The 17,435-nt window shown below is 46.8% G+C and carries 19 protein-coding genes; 12 read left to right on the top strand and 7 right to left on the bottom strand.

Annotation, left to right across the window (positions count from 1 at the left end):
• The first annotated feature begins 85 nt into the window (after window positions 1–85).
• On the top strand, window positions 86–1,078 hold the full coding sequence (gene rpoS / locus K2184_RS08460; protein WP_004104962.1) for an RNA polymerase sigma factor RpoS: 993 nt from the start codon (window positions 86–88) through the stop codon (window positions 1,076–1,078).
• A gap of 67 nt (window positions 1,079–1,145) precedes the next feature.
• On the opposite strand, the gene K2184_RS08465 is transcribed toward rpoS, so the two are convergent.
• Together K2184_RS08465 and K2184_RS08470 are read right to left on the bottom strand one after the other, a co-directional pair.
• Window positions 1,146–1,523, bottom strand: coding sequence for a DUF4440 domain-containing protein (locus K2184_RS08465; RefSeq protein ID WP_004114875.1), 378 nt, complete (start codon window positions 1,521–1,523; stop codon window positions 1,146–1,148).
• Entirely contained in the window at window positions 1,520–2,734 is a 1,215-nt protein-coding gene (locus tag K2184_RS08470) for an MFS transporter (RefSeq protein WP_017145487.1), read from the bottom strand. The genes K2184_RS08465 and K2184_RS08470 overlap by 4 nt, the downstream gene beginning before the upstream one ends.
• A 107-nt stretch (window positions 2,735–2,841) precedes the next feature.
• On the opposite strand from K2184_RS08470, the gene K2184_RS08475 reads away from it, so the two are divergent.
• A complete protein-coding gene (locus K2184_RS08475; RefSeq protein ID WP_024274624.1) occupies window positions 2,842–3,729 on the top strand; it encodes a LysR family transcriptional regulator in 888 nt (295 codons plus the stop codon).
• Here K2184_RS08475 and K2184_RS08480 read toward each other — a convergent pair.
• Complete coding sequence (locus K2184_RS08480; RefSeq protein ID WP_004104957.1) at window positions 3,726–4,139, bottom strand: MarR family winged helix-turn-helix transcriptional regulator; 414 nt, start codon at window positions 4,137–4,139, stop codon at window positions 3,726–3,728. The two genes, K2184_RS08475 and K2184_RS08480, sit on opposite strands and share 4 nt — an antisense overlap.
• Window positions 4,140–4,309: 170 nt before the next feature.
• On the opposite strand from K2184_RS08480, the gene K2184_RS08485 reads away from it, so the two are divergent.
• The 4 genes from K2184_RS08485 to K2184_RS08500 all read left to right on the top strand — a co-directional run bounded on the left by K2184_RS08485 (window position 4,310) and on the right by K2184_RS08500 (window position 7,069).
• Window positions 4,310–4,903 carry a non-oxidative hydroxyarylic acid decarboxylases subunit B gene (locus K2184_RS08485; protein ID WP_004104955.1) on the top strand — a complete coding sequence of 198 codons (594 nt, stop codon included), beginning with the start codon at window positions 4,310–4,312 and terminating at the stop codon, window positions 4,901–4,903.
• Window positions 4,903–6,330: a non-oxidative hydroxyarylic acid decarboxylases subunit C gene (locus K2184_RS08490; protein WP_004114871.1), complete on the top strand. Its 1,428-nt coding sequence runs from the start codon at window positions 4,903–4,905 to the stop codon at window positions 6,328–6,330. Before K2184_RS08485 ends, K2184_RS08490 begins: the two co-directional genes overlap by 1 nt.
• A gap of 10 nt (window positions 6,331–6,340) precedes the next feature.
• On the top strand, window positions 6,341–6,577 hold the full coding sequence (locus K2184_RS08495; RefSeq protein ID WP_004104951.1) for a non-oxidative hydroxyarylic acid decarboxylases subunit D: 237 nt from the start codon (window positions 6,341–6,343) through the stop codon (window positions 6,575–6,577).
• Window positions 6,578–6,916: 339 nt separating this feature from the next.
• Window positions 6,917–7,069, top strand: coding sequence for a Hok/Gef family protein (locus tag K2184_RS08500; RefSeq protein WP_009651623.1), 153 nt, complete (start codon window positions 6,917–6,919; stop codon window positions 7,067–7,069).
• 118 nt (window positions 7,070–7,187) lie between these two features.
• Here K2184_RS08500 and mutS read toward each other — a convergent pair whose 3' ends face one another.
• A complete protein-coding gene (mutS, locus tag K2184_RS08505) occupies window positions 7,188–9,755 on the bottom strand; it encodes a DNA mismatch repair protein MutS (RefSeq protein ID WP_064365490.1) in 2,568 nt (855 codons plus the stop codon).
• Between the two features lie 159 nt (window positions 9,756–9,914).
• On the opposite strand from mutS, the gene K2184_RS08510 reads away from it, so the two are divergent.
• From K2184_RS08510 to K2184_RS08530, 5 genes are all read left to right on the top strand, one after another.
• Entirely contained in the window at window positions 9,915–11,378 is a 1,464-nt protein-coding gene (locus tag K2184_RS08510; protein ID WP_024195068.1) for a tyrosine-type recombinase/integrase, read from the top strand.
• Window positions 11,375–11,965 carry a hypothetical protein gene (locus tag K2184_RS08515; protein ID WP_163525306.1) on the top strand — a complete coding sequence of 197 codons (591 nt, stop codon included), beginning with the start codon at window positions 11,375–11,377 and terminating at the stop codon, window positions 11,963–11,965. Before K2184_RS08510 ends, K2184_RS08515 begins: the two co-directional genes overlap by 4 nt.
• 446 nt (window positions 11,966–12,411) lie before the next feature.
• Entirely contained in the window at window positions 12,412–13,272 is an 861-nt protein-coding gene (locus K2184_RS08520; protein ID WP_163525308.1) for a replication initiation protein, read from the top strand.
• The gene (locus K2184_RS08525) at window positions 13,269–13,523 is read left to right on the top strand and encodes a plasmid replication protein (RefSeq protein WP_163525309.1); all 255 of its coding nucleotides are present in this window, start codon (window positions 13,269–13,271) and stop codon (window positions 13,521–13,523) included. The genes K2184_RS08520 and K2184_RS08525 overlap by 4 nt, the downstream gene beginning before the upstream one ends.
• A 157-nt stretch (window positions 13,524–13,680) precedes the next feature.
• Complete coding sequence (locus tag K2184_RS08530) at window positions 13,681–14,094, top strand: hypothetical protein (protein ID WP_048962675.1); 414 nt, start codon at window positions 13,681–13,683, stop codon at window positions 14,092–14,094.
• Between the two features lie 188 nt (window positions 14,095–14,282).
• Here the strand turns inward: K2184_RS08530 and K2184_RS08535 are convergent, their stop codons facing one another.
• From K2184_RS08535 to K2184_RS08545, 3 genes are all read right to left on the bottom strand, one after another.
• A complete protein-coding gene (locus K2184_RS08535; protein ID WP_163525311.1) occupies window positions 14,283–14,927 on the bottom strand; it encodes a hypothetical protein in 645 nt (214 codons plus the stop codon).
• Window positions 14,928–15,240: 313 nt separating this feature from the next.
• On the bottom strand, window positions 15,241–16,467 hold the full coding sequence (locus tag K2184_RS08540) for a relaxase/mobilization nuclease domain-containing protein (RefSeq protein WP_163525313.1): 1,227 nt from the start codon (window positions 16,465–16,467) through the stop codon (window positions 15,241–15,243).
• Window positions 16,445–16,870, bottom strand: coding sequence for a hypothetical protein (locus K2184_RS08545; protein ID WP_042945965.1), 426 nt, complete (start codon window positions 16,868–16,870; stop codon window positions 16,445–16,447). Before K2184_RS08545 ends, K2184_RS08540 begins: the two co-directional genes overlap by 23 nt.
• A gap of 155 nt (window positions 16,871–17,025) precedes the next feature.
• Between K2184_RS08545 and K2184_RS08550 the strand changes: the two genes are divergently transcribed.
• Complete coding sequence (locus tag K2184_RS08550) at window positions 17,026–17,388, top strand: hypothetical protein (protein ID WP_047716720.1); 363 nt, start codon at window positions 17,026–17,028, stop codon at window positions 17,386–17,388.
• Window positions 17,389–17,435: the final 47 nt, after the last annotated feature.

Genomic DNA, 17,435 nt, shown 5'->3' on the forward strand with positions numbered 1-17,435 from the left:
GGCATAAAGGTTATCGTCCGGGCGTCCTTCGAGTGATATTTAGCCAAAGTGCTTTGCTCAGGGATCACGGGTAGGAGCCATCTTTATGAGTCAGAATACGCTGAAAGTTCATGATTTAAATGAAGACGCGGAATTTGATGAGAACGGAGTCGAGGTTTTTGACGAGAAAGCCTTAGTTGAAGAGGAACCCAGTGATAGCGATCTGGCTGAGGAAGAGCTTCTTTCGCAGGGAGCAACCCAACGGGTGCTTGATGCGACGCAGCTTTATCTCGGAGAGATTGGTTATTCCCCACTGCTGACTGCCGAAGAAGAGGTTTATTTTGCCCGTCGCGCGCTGCGTGGTGACGTTGCATCACGCCGCAGGATGATCGAAAGTAACCTGCGTCTGGTTGTCAAGATTGCCCGCCGTTACGGCAATCGTGGTCTGGCTCTGCTGGACCTGATTGAAGAAGGTAACCTGGGGCTGATTCGCGCAGTTGAGAAGTTTGACCCGGAACGTGGGTTCCGTTTTTCAACTTACGCGACCTGGTGGATTCGCCAAACGATTGAACGGGCAATTATGAACCAAACCCGTACCATTCGTTTACCTATCCACATCGTCAAAGAGCTGAACGTCTATCTGCGTACCGCGCGCGAGTTGTCCCACAAGCTGGACCACGAGCCGAGCGCCGAAGAGATAGCCGAACAGCTGGATAAGCCAGTTGATGACGTAAGCCGCATGCTGCGTCTGAACGAGCGCATTACCTCAGTGGATACTCCGCTGGGTGGCGACTCGGAAAAAGCGCTGCTGGACATCCTGGCCGATGAAAAAGACAACGGCCCGGAAGACACCACGCAGGACGATGATATGAAACAAAGCATCGTCAAATGGCTGTTCGAACTGAACGCCAAGCAGCGTGAAGTGCTGGCTCGTCGCTTTGGCCTGCTGGGCTATGAAGCCGCGACGCTTGAGGATGTTGGCCGTGAAATTGGCCTGACCCGCGAACGCGTGCGTCAGATCCAGGTTGAAGGTCTCCGCCGTCTGCGGGAGATTCTGCAAAGCCAGGGGCTGAACATCGAAGCGCTGTTCCGCGAGTAAGACACCTTTCGTTAAAAAGGCTCAATCGTTTTTCGATTGGGCCTTTTTCTTTTTCAGCGTCTGCTCTCTATATCCGGGCCGTTTCGTGGAGATGCAGCCAGCTTATCTCCCCCTCCTGCTGGCGGAAAAGCGCCGTTGACCAGCGCGCCGTATCCGCTTTGCCGGGTAAAACGTGCGTTTCCCGATATATCACCGCGGCCCCATCGTGCCATTCGGCAAGCATCGCGGCGCTATCAATGACGATTTTTAAGCCGGGGCGGCTGGCGCGAGCCCCTTGAAAAAAAGCGCTGACCGCCTGCTGGTCCATGCGTGTCCCGTTAATCGGGATCATGGTAAATTCCGCGCTGAAGCGCTGCATTAACCCTTCGATGCTGCCAGTTCCCTGATTCAGCCAGGCTTCAATGGCCACATGGGCGGCAATGACTTCTTCAATATAGCGACTCATTTGTTCTCCGTTTTACCGTGCAGGCGCATGATTATCGCCCGGTTATCAAATCTAAGGCAGCGCAGCAGCGGCAGCAGCGTAAAAATAGCGGCGGCGATAAACACGCCACGCCAGGCCTGCGGTGCTGGCCAGTAAAGCAAAAATGCGCTCAATAACCCCGCCAGCAGCGCAGCGCCAATCAGGAAACTCAGCTGACGATTGAGGTTCCACAGCGCGCTGGCGTCCGGCATATCGCAGTTAGCCACATTAAGAAACGCGCTGCTTTGGGCCGTACTGCTGCACAGACTGCCGCCTGCGCCCATTAAGACAAATGCCGCGATCAGCGTGCTGCTGGCGGTTGGTGAATTAACGCTGGCCAGCGCGACGATCCCGGCGGCCTGAAGCAGGCAGCCGGCCGCAATCAGAGGGCGGGGGCCGAGACGATTAAAATAGCGACCGGTCGTGACGATCGCCACGAAAGAGGCCAGTGACCAGGGCAGCATCAGGGCGCCGATAGCGGAGGGTGACAACCCCGTTACGCTTTGCAAATAAAACATCCCGACGACGTTAATTCCGATAAACGTCCCCGGCACGCAGAGATACACCAGCATAGAAAAACGCAGCAGCGGGTCACGCAGTAAAGCGAGCGGTAATAAACCTCCCGCACGCACAACGCTTCTCTCTTCTTTTAGCCACAACGCTGCCAGCGCTAACGTCAGAAGGGCTATCGGCAGGCTGGCAAGGAAGACCCAGCGCCAGCTAAGTGATTGCACCAGAAGACCTCCCAGCGCCGGGGAGCACGCCGGCGCCAGTAGCCCGACCAGCATCACCGCGGCAGAGAGCTTTGCCCGCTCGTGAGTCTTAAACTGCTGCCAGGTTAATGCCTGACCTATTGGAATCAACAGTCCACCGCCCATTCCCTGCAGGACGCGCCACAGAACCAGATTTAGCAATGAGTCGGCCATCCCTGTTGCCAGCGCGCCGATGCTAAACAGGCTGAGCGAAAGCAGAAACACCCGTCGGGCGCCAAACCGCTGGCTGAGCCTGGCGCTAAACGGCAGCACCAGGGTGAGTCCTGCAATATAGCCATTGCTGACCCACGCCAGTTCGCCTGGCGACGCGTGCAGCGTCCGGCTCATCGCCGGAAAAGCGACGCTGGCGATAAACATATTGATTAAGTCGAGAAAGAAACCCAGCAGAAAAAGGGTTGCGACCTTGTTGCGATACGTCATTGATTACTCTCCCCATGAAGGCCGCTACTGTAAACCTCAGCATCAGGGCGAATAAACGCGACATTCGGATATATACTGTCTGAAATTTTTTGACAATGAGCGATATGATGCTGAACCTGCAGCGGATGACCATGTTTGTGGCGGTGGTGGAGAGCGGCAGTTTTACCGCGGCGGCGGCGGCCCTCGGGCAAACCAAGGCCGTGGTCAGTTTTAACGTCAGGCAGCTGGAGAGCGAGCTGGGCGTTACGCTGCTGTTGCGATCGACCCGACGGCTTACGCTGACTGAAGCCGGGTCGCTGTTTTATCAGCGTGGCCTCGCGCTGCTGAAGGCAGCGGAAAATCTGCAGGACGACGTCCGGGGCAGCCATGTGGGATTGAGCGGCGAATTGCGGGTTGCGACCACGGCAGAATATGGTGCTCAGGTGATTGTTCCGGCGCTGGCGGCGTTCAGCCTGCGGCATCCAGCGCTCCGCGTGCGGCACGTTTCTTCTTCTCACCACGCAGATTTAATCTCAGATCGTGTTGATGTGGCGATTCGTCTCGGGACGCTGGCGGATTCACGTTACCGCGCGGCGCTGATCTCGCGCTTTGCTATCGTACCAGTCGCCTCTCCGGCGTGGCTGGCGCAGCATCCGGTGAAGACGCTAGAGGATCTGGCCCATTCCGCGTGGATTATTCATGAACGTTTGACGACGCCGCTGCGCTGGCAGCTCAGCGGGCCGCAGGAACGGTGTATCCCGTTTGAAATTAAAAAGGCGCCAAGGATATCGGCGGATAGCGCCAGCGCGCTGATGGCTTTTGCGTTGGCGGGGAGCGGCGTCGCGCTGCTCCCCGAATGGCTGGCGGCCGCTGCGCTGGCGGATAACGCCCTCGTGCGGATTATGCCAGAATTCCGCTTCCCGTCTCAGGGAGTGTATGCGGTTTATCCGGACGCGCAGCATGTTCCCGCCAGGGTTCGGGCGTTTATTGATTTTCTCCGCGAGCGTTTGGGTTAGCGCTCTTGCGCCATCAGCTTATGGATGAGTTGCGAAAACTGGCGGCGCTCTTCATCACTGAGACGGCCTAAAAACTCTTCATCAACGGCGTTACCCAACGGCATAGAGCTTGCCAGCAGCGCTTCGCCTTCGGCGGTTAAATAGACAAACCGCCGGCGTTTGTCCGCCGGATCGTGTTCGCGACGAACCAACCCCCGGCTTTCCATACGGCTCAGCATTTCCGCCAGCGTCGCTTTGGTGCTGACCGCCGCTTCCGTTAACGTCACCTGTTCGATGCCGGGATGCTCGGCAATTGAACGCATTACCGCATACTGCGGTTTGGTCAGGTCCGGCAGTTCGTGCTGCCAGCGAGCGGTGTGCTGCTGAAAAAGCTGGCGCAACAGGTGGAACGCCTCGTTTCTTAACTCCATGACAACTCCGTAATCAAACCGTCGATTCTATGATAGCCGTTCGCACGGGGATTTAGCATTTTTCCTTTTTTGATTAAAAATGCGGCCGTATACGAACGAACTTGCATGGATAGCCCTACAAGAGTAGCTTTAATAAAAACGTTCGTATACGAACAAAGTGTGAGGCGATGATGAAGCTAATTGTTGGGATGACCGGAGCGACAGGCGCTCCGTTGGGGGTTGCGCTGCTTAAAGCGCTGCGTGAGATGCCGGAAGTGGAAACGCATCTGGTGATGTCAAAGTGGGCCAAAACGACCATTGAGCTGGAAACGCCTTACAGCGCCCGTGAAGTCGCCGCACTGGCCGATTTCTCCCATAGCCCGGCGGATCAGGCCGCCGTCATCTCATCAGGTTCATTTCGCACCGACGGCATGATTGTTATTCCCTGCAGTATGAAAACGCTGGCGGGTATTCGTGCCGGTTATGCCGAGGGGCTGGTTGGCCGGGCCGCGGACGTGGTGCTGAAAGAGGGGCGTAAGCTGGTACTGGTACCGCGCGAAATGCCGTTAAGCACCATCCATCTGGAAAACATGCTGGCCCTGTCACGCATGGGGGTGGCAATGGTGCCGCCCATGCCCGCTTATTACAACCATCCTAAAACCATTGAGGACGTCACGGACCACGTTGTCACGCGAGTGCTGGATCAGTTCGGTCTGGAGTATCACAAAGCGCGCCGCTGGAGCGGGTTACGGGCGGTAGAGAATGTTTCACAGGAGAATGAATAATGGCTTTTGATGATTTGCGCAGCTTTTTGCAGGCGCTGGACGACCAGGGGCAACTGCTGAAAATTAGCGAAGAGGTTAACGCGGAACCGGATCTGGCCGCCGCGGCGAACGCCACCGGACGCATCGGCGATGGCGCGCCGGCGCTTTGGTTCGATAATATTCGCGGATTTACCGATGCTCGCGTAGCAATGAATACTATCGGTTCCTGGCAGAACCACGCTATCTCGCTGGGCTTGCCGCCGAATACGCCGGTGAAAAAGCAGATCGACGAGTTTATTCGCCGTTGGGATAAGTTTCCGGTAACGCCGGAGCGGCGGGCAAATCCGGCGTGGGCGGAAAATAGCGTCGACGGTGAAGACATTAATCTGTTTGATATTCTGCCCTTGTTCCGTCTTAACGACGGCGACGGTGGTTTTTATCTCGATAAAGCCTGCGTGGTTTCGCGCGATCCCCTCGACCCGGATAATTTTGGCAAGCAAAACGTCGGCATTTACCGTATGGAGGTGAAGGGTAAACGTAAGCTCGGCCTCCAGCCGGTGCCCATGCATGATATCGCCTTACATCTGCACAAAGCGGAAGAGCGCGGTGAAGATCTGCCGATCGCCATTACCCTGGGCAACGATCCGATTATTACTCTGATGGGCGCTACGCCATTGAAATACGATCAGTCGGAATATGAGATGGCGGGCGCGCTGCGGGAAAGCCCGTACCCTATCGCCACCGCGCCGCTGACCGGCTTTGACGTGCCGTGGGGCTCAGAGGTCATCCTCGAAGGGGTGATTGAGAGCCGCAAGCGTGAAATCGAAGGTCCGTTCGGTGAATTTACCGGCCACTATTCTGGCGGCCGTAATATGACGGTGGTGCGTATCGATAAGGTTTCATACCGTAGCAAGCCGATTTTCGAGTCTCTCTATCTTGGTATGCCGTGGACCGAAATTGACTACCTGATGGGCCCGGCCACCTGCGTGCCGCTGTATCAGCAACTGAAGGCCGAATTCCCCGAAGTGCAGGCGGTCAACGCAATGTACACCCACGGCCTGCTGGCGATTATCTCCACCAAAAAACGCTACGGCGGCTTTGCCCGCGCGGTTGGCCTGCGCGCGATGACCACCCCGCACGGCCTGGGCTACGTGAAGATGGTGATTATGGTTGATGAAGATGTGGATCCGTTCAACCTGCCGCAGGTGATGTGGGCGCTCTCTTCAAAGGTCAACCCGGCGGGGGACCTGGTGCAGTTGCCGAATATGTCGGTACTTGAGCTTGATCCCGGCTCCAGCCCGGCGGGAATTACCGACAAATTAATTATCGACGCCACCACGCCGGTTGCGCCGGATCTCCGCGGCCACTACAGCCAGCCGGTACAGGATCTTCCTGAAACCAAAGCCTGGGCTGAAAAACTGACCGCCATGCTGGCCAACCGTAAATAAGGAGGAAAAGATGATTTGTCCACGTTGCGCCGATGAACATATTGAAGTGCTGGCAAAATCGCCGGTAAAAGATGTCTGGACGGTATTTCAGTGCCAGCACTGTTTCTATACCTGGCGCGATACTGAACCGCTACGCCGCACCAGCCGCGAACATTATCCGGAAGCGTTTCGCATGACGCAGAAGGATATTGATGAATCGCCGATGGTGCCGAGTATTCCGCCGCTGCTGGCGGAAGATAAACGATAAAATAAACGGGCCCGCTCAGTCGGGCCTTTTTTATTTGTTTGGTTAATCAATGCAAAATATTTATTAATTAATCTTTCAAATGTCAAAATGGTTGATAGAGCAGATACGTTTGCGAGCCTTCTTCCAGTTTATAATAAAATCAACGGGTTTGATAAATTACCGATAAGTTTTGCGGCCGGGGAAATATAGAATAGCGGCGGGTGCTTGAGGCTATCTGGCTTTGAGCATTGACAAGGATTCAGATAGACGAAAGCCCCAGGAGATATTTCTATCAACTGAGGCTGACGGATGAACCTGAACAATTCAGATGTTAGTCTCTTCTTTGCAGGGAGGCAAGACATGCTGACAAAATATGCCCTTGTGGCAATCGTCGTACTGTGTATTACGGTACTGGGATTTACGCTTTTGGTGCGCAGCTCGCTGTGCGAACTCAGTATTAAAGAGCGTAGTATGGAGTTTAAAGCTGTTCTCGCTTACGAATCGAAGAAATAGCATCAGCGCGGGGGCAACCCCGCGTATTGGTTGTCAGGATGCATCCTCTCGCACCCAGTTTGCATTTGTTAAAACGGCAGCACCGCAAAGTGCTGCCGTTTTTTCACTTTAAAAGGAACTACACCAGGCTTTTCAGACGATAGAGCCACTCCAGCGCCTGGCGCGGAGTCAGCGAGTCCGGGTCAAGATTCTCCAGCGCTTCAACCGCGGGCGAGGTCTCTTCCGGAGCAGAAAGCAGCGACATCTGGGTACCGTCCACCTGCGTGGCGGCAGCGCTCGGCGCGATGCTCTCCAGTTCGCGCAGCTTCTGCCGCGCGCGTTTAATCACCTCTTTCGGCACACCGGCCAGCGCGGCAACCGCCAGGCCATAGCTCTTACTCGCCGCACCATCCTGCACGCTGTGCATAAAGGCAATGGTATCGCCGTGCTCCAGCGCATCAAGATGGACGTTGGCCACGCCTTCCATTTTCTCCGGCAGCTGGGTTAGCTCGAAGTAGTGGGTGGCAAACAGGGTCAAGGCCTTGATCTTATTCGCCAGATTTTCCGCGCAGGCCCACGCCAGCGACAGGCCATCGTAGGTCGAGGTGCCACGACCGATTTCATCCATCAGCACCAGACTATGCTCGGTGGCGTTATGCAGAATATTGGCGGTTTCGGTCATCTCTACCATAAAGGTTGAGCGGCCGCTGGCCAGGTCATCCGCCGCACCGACACGGGTGAAAATACGATCGATAGGGCCGATTTCGACTTTATCCGCCGGAACGTAGCTGCCGATATACGCCAGCAGGGCGATCAGCGCGGTCTGACGCATATAGGTACTTTTACCGCCCATATTCGGGCCGGTGATAATCAACATTCTCCGCTGCGGAGCGAGGTGCAGAGGGTTAGCGATAAAAGGCTCTTTCAGTACCTGCTCAACCACCGGATGGCGGCCTTCGCTAATACGAATGCCCGGTTTATCGCTGAAGGTCGGGCAGCAGTAGTTGAGGGTCTCGGCGCGCTCGGCAAGGTTCACCAGCACATCGAGCTCCGCCAGCGCGCTGGCGCTCTGCTGCAGGTCGCCAAGATGCGGTAGCAGTAAATCGAAAAGCTCATCGTACAGCTGCTTTTCCAGCGCCAGCGCTTTCCCTTTGGAGGTCAGAACCTTATCTTCATACTCCTTCAGCTCAGGAATAATATAGCGCTCGGCGTTCTTAAGGGTCTGGCGACGGACGTAATGGATCGGTGCATGCTGGCTCTGACCGCGGCTAATCTGGATGTAGTAGCCGTGAACGGCGTTGTAGCCGACCTTCAGCGTATCCAGCCCCAGACGCTCGCGCTCGCGAATTTCCAGCTTGTCGAGGTAATCGGTCGCGCCATCGGCCAGACCACGCCACTCATCCAGCTCCGCGTTGTAGCCGGGGGCGATAACGCCGCCGTCGCGAACCAGCACCGGCGGCGCATCGATAATCGCCCGTTCAAGCAGGTCGCGTAGTTCGTTAAACTCGCCCATTTTCTCGCGAAGCCGCTGTACCGGCGCGCAGTCGACGTCTGCCAGCATCGCACGCAGCGCAGGCAGCTGCTGGAATGCGTGACGCATACGGGCTAAATCTCGTGGACGAGCTGTGCGCAGCGCCAGGCGAGCCAGTATACGTTCAAGGTCGCCAACCTGACGGAGTATCGGCTGCAGTTCAGTGTAATGCTCCTGCAGCGCGCCAATGGTCTGCTGGCGCTCTACCAGTACTGCGGTGTCGCGCGCCGGCATATGCAGCCAGCGCTTAAGCATACGGCTGCCCATCGGAGTGACGGTGCAGTCGAGTACCGAAGCCAGAGTATTATCAAAGCCGCCGGCCAGGTTCTGGGTTATCTCCAGGTTGCGGCGAGTAGCGGCATCCATAATGATGCTGTCCTGCTGGCGTTCCATGGTGATGGAACGGATGTGCGGCAATGACGTACGCTGGGTGTCTTTGACGTATTGCAGCAGGCAGCCGGCGGCACACAGGCCGCGCGGGGCGTTTTCAACGCCGAATCCGACCAGATCGCGCGTACCGAACTGGAGATTGAGCTGCTGGCGCGCGGTGTCGATTTCGAATTCCCACAGCGGACGACGGCGCAAGCCTCGGCGCCCCTCAATCAACGAGGATTCGGCAAAGTCTTCCGCGTACAGCAGTTCGGCGGGATTGGTGCGCTGGAGCTCCGCCGCCATCGTCTCGCGGTCAGCGGGTTCGCTCAGGCGAAAACGTCCGGAGCTAATATCGAGGGTGGCGTAGCCAAAACCTTTACTATCCTGCCAGATGGCGGCCAGCAGATTATCCTGACGTTCCTGCAGCAGCGCTTCATCGCTGATAGTTCCGGGGGTCACAATGCGAACGACTTTGCGTTCAACCGGCCCTTTAGTGGTCGCCGGATCGCCAATCTGTTCGCAAATGGCCACCGACTCCCCCTGATTAACCAGCTTGGCGAGATAGTTCTCCACCGCATGATGCGGGATCCCGGCCATCGGAATCGGTTCGCCTGCGGAAGCGCCGCGTTTGGTCAGCGAGATATCAAGCAGCTGCGATGCGCGTTTCGCATCGTCATAGAAGAGTTCGTAAAAATCACCCATCCGGTAAAACAGCAGGATCTCCGGATGCTGGGCTTTCAGCTTGAGATACTGCTGCATCATCGGTGTGTGGCTAGAGAAGTCCTTATCAATGTCTTCATTCATATTGATTTTACTCATTTTTTAATTCTTTCAAGTGCTCATATGGCCCCAGGTAAAACCCCTTTAAACCCACATAAACCCATAAATTTGTAGCTCACTTGTAGCCCAAGGCGTGATAGATTGGTTGTACTCCTTCTTTGGGCTACAAATGGTGGTGATACTTTGAAAACAACTCTCAACCAGGCTTTTATTATCAACAAGTTAAGTATTAATGTTAAGCCTGAACTCAGTAGCTCTGGAAAAGTCGTTTTCGAAGCCAACCCTGACCAAAAGCCTTACATAGTTTTTGACGATCATCGAGATTCACCTGTTGGCTTCGGTGTGAAGGTCAGTTTGACGAAAAAAACCTATGTAATCCAGCGAAGAGTAGCCTCGTCAGATCGTAATGTCAGCGAGGGTAAGAAGCCAAGCTCTGTCTTGAAAGTAAAGGTTGGAAATGTGTCTGATTTTCCGAGTATCGATCAAGCCCGTGAGGTAGCTCGACAGTTGGTTCAGACCATGATCGCAACAAAGAGAAATCCCAACAAGATTAAGAGGGAACTCGATCTTGCTGAATTGACCGTGAGTGAAGCTTTTGCCCAATACAGGAGCCACTTACTTGGCAGAACCAAACCCGCTAAACCAAACACTCTCAATGTGTTAGACAAAGCTGAGAATCGGTTGAAAGAATGGCAAAACCTTCGGATAAAAGATCTTACGGGTACTGAAATCCTTAGTAAGTTTGATGAAATTGCTTCAAGAGCAAGAACGGCTGCTGAACAAACTTTCCGATGGGCTAATGTTGCAGTTAAACATGCGATTGAAATTGAAGCTGGCAATGCCCAGACACAACAACGACAACCTTCGCTGTCCTATAATCCTTTTTCAATTTTAAAGGTACAGAAGAAGTTCAGAACGCGATCTGAACTGGAGGATAGCTATCGTGCCAAGGGAGTACGAAACCCATTGTCTCCCAAAGATACCCTGGGACGTTTTCTAACTGCATTACACAATAAGCGAGGTTTTAATCGGTTGGGTTGTGATTATCTGTTGCTAACCGTTCTGATTGGAGCCCGGAAAGAAGAAACCGCTGCACTGTGCTGGCGAGAGACTCTGACAGAAGAGGAAGCCAGAACGACAAGCTACGTCGATCTTGAAAACCGAATGATTCGATTCTACGACACCAAAAACCGTAATGACCATGAGTTGCCAATCTGCGATGCTACAAAGCGAATTCTGGAAGATCGAAGAGATATCGTCAACGATAACGAAAAGCGAGCAGATAAACGCAAATGGGTTTTTCCGGCTCGTTCATCACGAAGTAAGGTTGGACACTATTCCGACAGTAAAAGCCTACGTGAGTATATCTGTCAGGAAGCAGGCATAACGAAGTTGGGTATGCATGATCTGCGCAGAACCTTTGGCCGTGTTGCAGAAGAGCTAACTTCATATGCAGTTGTGAAAAAGTTGCTTAACCACCGCAATACCACCGATCCTACGGAAAGGTATGCTGTGCCAGATAATCAGCGAGTTTTTGAGGCACTTCAAAGGATTGAGTTGCATATGCTAATGACTGCACCTAAATTGTATAATGCACTTTTAGCATCTGCGAAGTATCCGCCATTACCAGAAAGGAAAGAGGGATGAGTGTTGTTGAGACGTTAAGAGAGTTTTCAGAAGTATGGAAGCTTTTTAGTGAGATTCCTGATGACGCGACACTTAATGTTGAGTTGGCATCTCTGTATCTTGGTATTAGTGTAAAATCACTTGCTCGATATAGGCAAAATGGCGGGGGACCAGCATATATCCAGTACCAAGTAGAAAATAGCAAAGCGAGAAACCAGCGAGTAAATTACTTGCTAAAAGATCTTCGAGCGTGGCGTGATAATCATAAGGTCCAAAATACTATGCACGCAGCTCAAATCCGTGGATTAACATTTACGTCATTAACCGATTTATGTGAGCCACATCCATTTTGGCTGTCTAATTTTTCAGGACAAAAAATAATATCTCATGCTTTGACAACCTCTGATGATCTTTTTAGAAAGTTATTGACAGAGCCTAATGTTGATATAGTCTGGATTTCTGTTGAGCAGGCTATTTTCAAAGAGTGGGAAAATAAAAATGAACGAATTATTTGGCACAATATTTTCATAACAATTCTAAATAATTTGAGCTATGCTTCAGAAGCAGCGCAAGAAAGATATACAATGAATGATGTCTTGGGAAGTTAAATATAAAGACCCTTTTCTGGTTGAGTTAAAATATCAGTATGCAATATTGATTTATTTTCTGTGTGTGATAAGAATCTATAATAGAAGCAATAATTTCTTAGAGATTTAAAAAATAAAAAAATAAGTAAATACTAAATTAGCAAGAAAAAAATCACGGTCTTTACTTTTCTATTTTCTCTCATTTTATTCTGGATTGAAATTATTTATAGAGTTTTCTTTTTGTTATTTTAATATATCCATGGCTATTAAATGTTCTCTATTAATTCCTTTTGACACATTAAATTCCAACCAGAAACCATATAATATCTGATATGGTTAAAATAGACACTTGACAATGTTTTATATTGTATTATTTATAGAGTGTAAATAATTTAATATATAACACTCCTTTTTTAATTAGCGGTATTTAATGATATTCGGAGGGGTAATATGAGAGGGGGATGATAATGAGAAAAGAAATATATAATGAGGATAAATACAAGAGCCAAATACAAAAATATGCTCTATGCTGTGATGATTTTAATGATGGTGTATACAGGAAACCGAGAGAGAAAGCTACCTTAAAGAAATATATAGGATATAACAATAAATATTTTATAAATGGTTTTGTTTTTGATGTGGATCATGAATATGGGGCAATTGCGTGGGATATGGCTGGACTGCCTAAACCAAATGCGATCATACAAAATACAATAAATGGTCATGCTCATTTACTTTATGCTCTAAAAATACCAGTATTAAAAACAAACTCTGCAAAAATAAAACCACTAAGATTAGCTTCTGTTGTGCAGTGTGGATTTACAGAAAGATTAAAAGCAGATAAATCTTACGCTGATATTCTAATGAAGAACCCTCTTAACATCTTTGAATGGAGAACCACGTGGACAGATATTAAAGCGTATGATCTATACTATTTAGCTGATTTTGTTCCTGATGTAATTAGAAAGAATGATAGCAACAAAAGAAATATATATGGATTAGGGCGCAATGTTAATTTATTCGAAGATCTAAGAGTAATTGCATATAAAAATATACTAAAATATCAAGAGAGTAAAAATGAGCATGAATTTTATAATTATTTGTATTTAACGGCTGATATAATTAACAAACAGAGCAACTCTAACAACCCATTATCACATAATGAAATTAGGCAAATTTGCCAAAGCGTTTGTAAGTGGACGTGGAAAAATTTCTCAAAAAAACAGTTTTCAATTATTCAATCTAAACGAGGGATGAATAATGTTGGGAAAATAAAAAGTACTGATACCAAAGAAAAATTAGAAAAAGCATTGAGGATATTATTATGATTATAAACGGTAAAAAAATAAAAGCGAAAGATTTAGCGAAATTAGCAGAAGCATCACGTTCAACTGTTATTAAATACTATGGTATTTCTCGTGAGGATTACTTGAAAGAGGCATCTAAAAAAAGAAGTCTTTCATTTCAGTTGAGATCGTCCGGTTTGAAATGGAAAGAGGTGGCTCAAAAGATGAATACTACACAGCACAGTGCGATTGGGTATTATAGAAGATATTTAGCATCACATAAAACCGAATAATTCTTCTCTCATTAAATAAATAACTTTAGTGTTATGTGCAGCAGATAAAATCTCACTGTGTAATATTGTACGGATGATTAGTGTCTATTGACACTTGTAAAAAATGTGATAATTATATTAATAATTCAAGGTTTTTATCATAATAGGAAAGGTTAATATGAAAAATACAAAGCTTGATCTTATGGAGAGGTATTTAATTATTCTCGATAAGTTTGTGAGTAAAATATCAGAATCTGGAGTGCCGCAACAAAAAGTCATCGAACAATCATATCTATTTTGTTCTGGCTTTTATATTAAATATAAGCAAGAAATTGAAAAGATAAAATTCTCTAATAGTGATGTTGTTTTGACGTTTCTACTCTATTCATACTATAAATTTATTAATAAGATAGATGATGATTTAATTGATAAGAGACGTATAAGGAAAATATGCTCTTTGCTTATTAATTTTATTGTCGATAATGGTAGTCAATCAGAGAAGGTCTATGTTCAGGAAAAAAAGAAGTATGATGCTTTCCAGTTACAAAGAGATTTATCAATGAAAAATAAGAGAAAAAAATATGGGTTGTAATGATAGTAAAAGCCTGTAGATTTGATACAGGCTTTTGCTCTATTAGAAGTCTTATCTTTTAGTAGTTTCGTCTTCACACTGTCTTGCGTCTTATTTTTAAGGACTGATTTTCAACCGAGGAGCAGCCAACCAGAGCCAGAAATGTGAATGAGGAGATAATTATTCTTTCTTATATAAATCGACTATCCTTATGATGATGTTTTATTTTTAACTAACTTATAAATAATATTTCTGATTTCGTTATCAAACCTTGAACTTTTTCTTTTCATCCATTGGATGCAGATAAAAGTTGCTGAGCGAGATAGGATATATGTTAACCACTCATATTTGTGTTCATTGAAAACATACCCATCTTTATATCCTGCAAGTAAAATACAGAAGGCAATGAAAGAAGCTAAGCAAAGCAAAGTGAAAAGGATATAAAAAAGTTTGGGAACAGGCATCACTTTGTAGTGTGATGCCATTGATACATTATTTAATAACATTGTCATGAATGCAGGTATGACAATGAGTTTTCTGCTTAAATTTACTTTATACTCACCTGTATTCTCATTTACGATCAGAGCATCGTAATTTACACTACACCGCTTATATCCACTATATTGGCGCAACTCATATTTATGAATGCGGTGTGAATTCCTGAATGTAATACCGTAGTCAGAAATTTTTGTTTCCTCACCTGAATCATTCCTTACTAAGATCTGTTCATTAAATGATTCGATGACTTCGCCTGAAAAAGTTTCAACAAACTCGTAGGTTTCCCCTAAGAAAACGAATTTAGGAGCAACAGTTTCTGCTTGTTTACTGTTGCTCTTCATAGAGTAAATGCTCATACCGATTCCTTTTAAGTAAATGACGTTCATATTCGATGTATGAAGCAATTCAAGCTTTTGAATGTGCTGAAACTGGACATAAAAAATCTACTTTTCTCGGTTGTAAATAAATAGCCTAGATAAATCAGTCTGTTATGTCAGTTATTACAAATTTTCATTTTGACTGATTTTGAAAAGAAGGCAAATCACTTGTACCGATCGATTGAGCAATAATGATAGTTATAGACTATCGTGATTGATTTATTGATCGGTATAAACGATCGATTGTGATGCGCGTTCTATCCATCCAAAGACCGAAAAAGAAAAGTTATGCCTACAATGATGGTGATCGTTTGCGGTGTACCGAGACAGGCTCATCTGTTGTGGCGAGGCATAAAGGGGCTATCTTCGCAATCCTTATGTTGCTGATAATACTAGGGTTTTTTGGGCGTTTAAGTGTTAGTATTTTGATGTTTTTTAGTAGACTAATAACTGCATCAATATAGGGAATTGTTTCTAGCCATCTAAACTTAGGTATTTCTAAGCTTAATTTTGGAGCATCAGTTAACAGCCCTTCGCTATTACTAGGAATTGTCGAGATACATTCTTTGGTATAATCGGTATCGTATCTATCGTCATGAGAAGTTTTACAAAGTGCAAGCATTTCTATCGTGGGATTAACCTCTTCTATTACAATCCCAGAAGGAGGTATCATATCAAGAGTTTCACTGCAAGATGCTTTTAAATTGAAAAGAAAACCGTTGTCGCGATCTGGAATATAATTGATCCTGTTCTGTAGAGCAGACCATGAGTAGGTTTTTCCTAATTGCGATGCTTTGAAAGCCATATTTCCATATTTAAACGAGAAGCCATTCATACGACCAGTAGATGAGATGTTTGGAACAGCTACAATGTTCTTTTCTTTGAGTTGATGTACAAATTCTATAGTCGAAAGATTTTTGACAAGCAAGGTTTCAATGGCTTCCTGGATTATGACTTTAGAACATGGCTTACCAGTTCTTTTTTCCAACATATCCTCACTACGACTTTTTTTATTTTTCGACTTAGATGATTGCGCTCCAATAGCTGATGGCCCTCTAGTTCGGGTTAATTTATAATCTTCTTCCAGTTCTTGGATAATACGTGTACTGATGAGATTTTCATTTTTACCTAAGTAGACTCTGCCATCAATGAGATCAATACGACAGGCGATAATGTGGATATGTTGACCGCTAATATCATCATGTAGAACATAGCATTTTAGATGTGTTTCCGAGAAACCCATACGTGCCATGTAATCATCAGCGATATTAGACCACTGATAATCTGTAAGCGTATCATCTTTTGGTAATCGAAGTGAATTGTGCCACACCGGTTTTACTATATCTTCACGAAGCTTTTTGGCTGTATTAAATTCATCGATTAACTCAGTAGTAGAGCTTCCCAGCATGTTTCCACCGATTACTCTTGGTACAGTTTTATGATGAGATACTGATTTCAAAGCATAGTGAATAATTCCTGAGAAACATTTTCCTCTTTTAATCTTCTGCATTCCCTTCATCAGATATCCTCCAAAGATCAATATTTATGAGATGCAAACGAAGCTCAGAGATTTGACGTCTAACGGCAAAAAGTTCTGTATTTGTCAAACAGCTTCCATCACTCTTGTTGTCAAGATGGATATTGAGCTTATTTAGGTTTTGCGATATCTTCCCTAATTCTTTCCAGGCATCGAGATTGATTGGAGGAATGAGGGTGGGGGTTGTGTTCAGAAAGCTCTTTCGAAGCCATTCACCTTTTCTTATGTTTCCTCGTTTTTCATTTAAAAATTGTAATTCCTCTTTATTAAGTCTAACACTAACACAGTGTTGCCTTAGTTTATCTCTATATAAATTAGCGTTATTGGATTTTAAATCAATGTTTTTATTTTTGTAATTGTAGACGCCAGTATTATTTTCAAACATACAAACTCCTTTTTTATTTTTATAAATTTATTATTCTGTATTTGCTGTAATGTCAAGTGGTGTTTATTGATATATGTTTATTTATCAGCATTACTCTTGACATTTTATAATGATCAGATAACTTGTGGGAAATATAATAACAAAGCGGAGGGAATATGGAAAAATATATTTCAGCATTCAATGAGATTGATTTGCTTATGGAAGGATTATTCGAGAGATTAAATATAGGGATAGGCGAAATTAATGCATATCCAAGTGAAGATATGTTTAGAATTATCGTAAATAAGACAGAAGTTGAGAGTTTGAAATCAATAAATGAGATGTTTGCAAAGAATTATTTTTCGGAAGCTCATAGGCTTATGAGCCAGAATGTGTATATATTTGTGAATTGGTGGTGCGATAATTTAGATTTTATGTCGGTAGATATACCTTCGCTAATTGCTTCAAAAGAAAAAGAATTAATCATTTCAAATGCTGGAAAATTACGTTCTGGAAATTTTGATAAAAAAAGACTATGACCTGCATCTTTCAGTGTAATTTAATAAATGGTTATTTATAGTCTCTT

The organism is Klebsiella sp. K5-306, from assembly GCF_051835185.1.
Taxonomy (GTDB): domain Bacteria; phylum Pseudomonadota; class Gammaproteobacteria; order Enterobacterales; family Enterobacteriaceae; genus Klebsiella; species Klebsiella oxytoca.

What these genes read in the sequence shown, in the direction of transcription:
- mutS (WP_064365490.1), bottom strand. Translation starts at nt 9,755, where the DNA reads ATGAATGAAGACATTGATAAGGACTTCTCTAGCCACACACCGATGATG.
- K2184_RS08525 (WP_163525309.1), top strand. Translation starts at nt 13,269, where the DNA reads ATGATTATAAACGGTAAAAAAATAAAAGCGAAAGATTTAGCGAAATTA.
- K2184_RS08485 (WP_004104955.1), top strand. Translation starts at nt 4,310, where the DNA reads ATGAAGCTAATTGTTGGGATGACCGGAGCGACAGGCGCTCCGTTGGGG.
- K2184_RS08545 (WP_042945965.1), bottom strand. Translation starts at nt 16,870, where the DNA reads ATGTTTGAAAATAATACTGGCGTCTACAATTACAAAAATAAAAACATT.
- K2184_RS08470 (WP_017145487.1), bottom strand. Translation starts at nt 2,734, where the DNA reads ATGACGTATCGCAACAAGGTCGCAACCCTTTTTCTGCTGGGTTTCTTT.
- K2184_RS08550 (WP_047716720.1), top strand. Translation starts at nt 17,026, where the DNA reads ATGGAAAAATATATTTCAGCATTCAATGAGATTGATTTGCTTATGGAA.
- K2184_RS08520 (WP_163525308.1), top strand. Translation starts at nt 12,412, where the DNA reads ATGAGAAAAGAAATATATAATGAGGATAAATACAAGAGCCAAATACAA.
- K2184_RS08500 (WP_009651623.1), top strand. Translation starts at nt 6,917, where the DNA reads ATGCTGACAAAATATGCCCTTGTGGCAATCGTCGTACTGTGTATTACG.
- K2184_RS08490 (WP_004114871.1), top strand. Translation starts at nt 4,903, where the DNA reads ATGGCTTTTGATGATTTGCGCAGCTTTTTGCAGGCGCTGGACGACCAG.
- K2184_RS08465 (WP_004114875.1), bottom strand. Translation starts at nt 1,523, where the DNA reads ATGAGTCGCTATATTGAAGAAGTCATTGCCGCCCATGTGGCCATTGAA.
- K2184_RS08515 (WP_163525306.1), top strand. Translation starts at nt 11,375, where the DNA reads ATGAGTGTTGTTGAGACGTTAAGAGAGTTTTCAGAAGTATGGAAGCTT.
- rpoS (WP_004104962.1), top strand. Translation starts at nt 86, where the DNA reads ATGAGTCAGAATACGCTGAAAGTTCATGATTTAAATGAAGACGCGGAA.
- K2184_RS08535 (WP_163525311.1), bottom strand. Translation starts at nt 14,927, where the DNA reads ATGAGCATTTACTCTATGAAGAGCAACAGTAAACAAGCAGAAACTGTT.
- K2184_RS08540 (WP_163525313.1), bottom strand. Translation starts at nt 16,467, where the DNA reads ATGAAGGGAATGCAGAAGATTAAAAGAGGAAAATGTTTCTCAGGAATT.
- K2184_RS08495 (WP_004104951.1), top strand. Translation starts at nt 6,341, where the DNA reads ATGATTTGTCCACGTTGCGCCGATGAACATATTGAAGTGCTGGCAAAA.
- K2184_RS08480 (WP_004104957.1), bottom strand. Translation starts at nt 4,139, where the DNA reads ATGGAGTTAAGAAACGAGGCGTTCCACCTGTTGCGCCAGCTTTTTCAG.
- K2184_RS08475 (WP_024274624.1), top strand. Translation starts at nt 2,842, where the DNA reads ATGCTGAACCTGCAGCGGATGACCATGTTTGTGGCGGTGGTGGAGAGC.
- K2184_RS08530 (WP_048962675.1), top strand. Translation starts at nt 13,681, where the DNA reads ATGAAAAATACAAAGCTTGATCTTATGGAGAGGTATTTAATTATTCTC.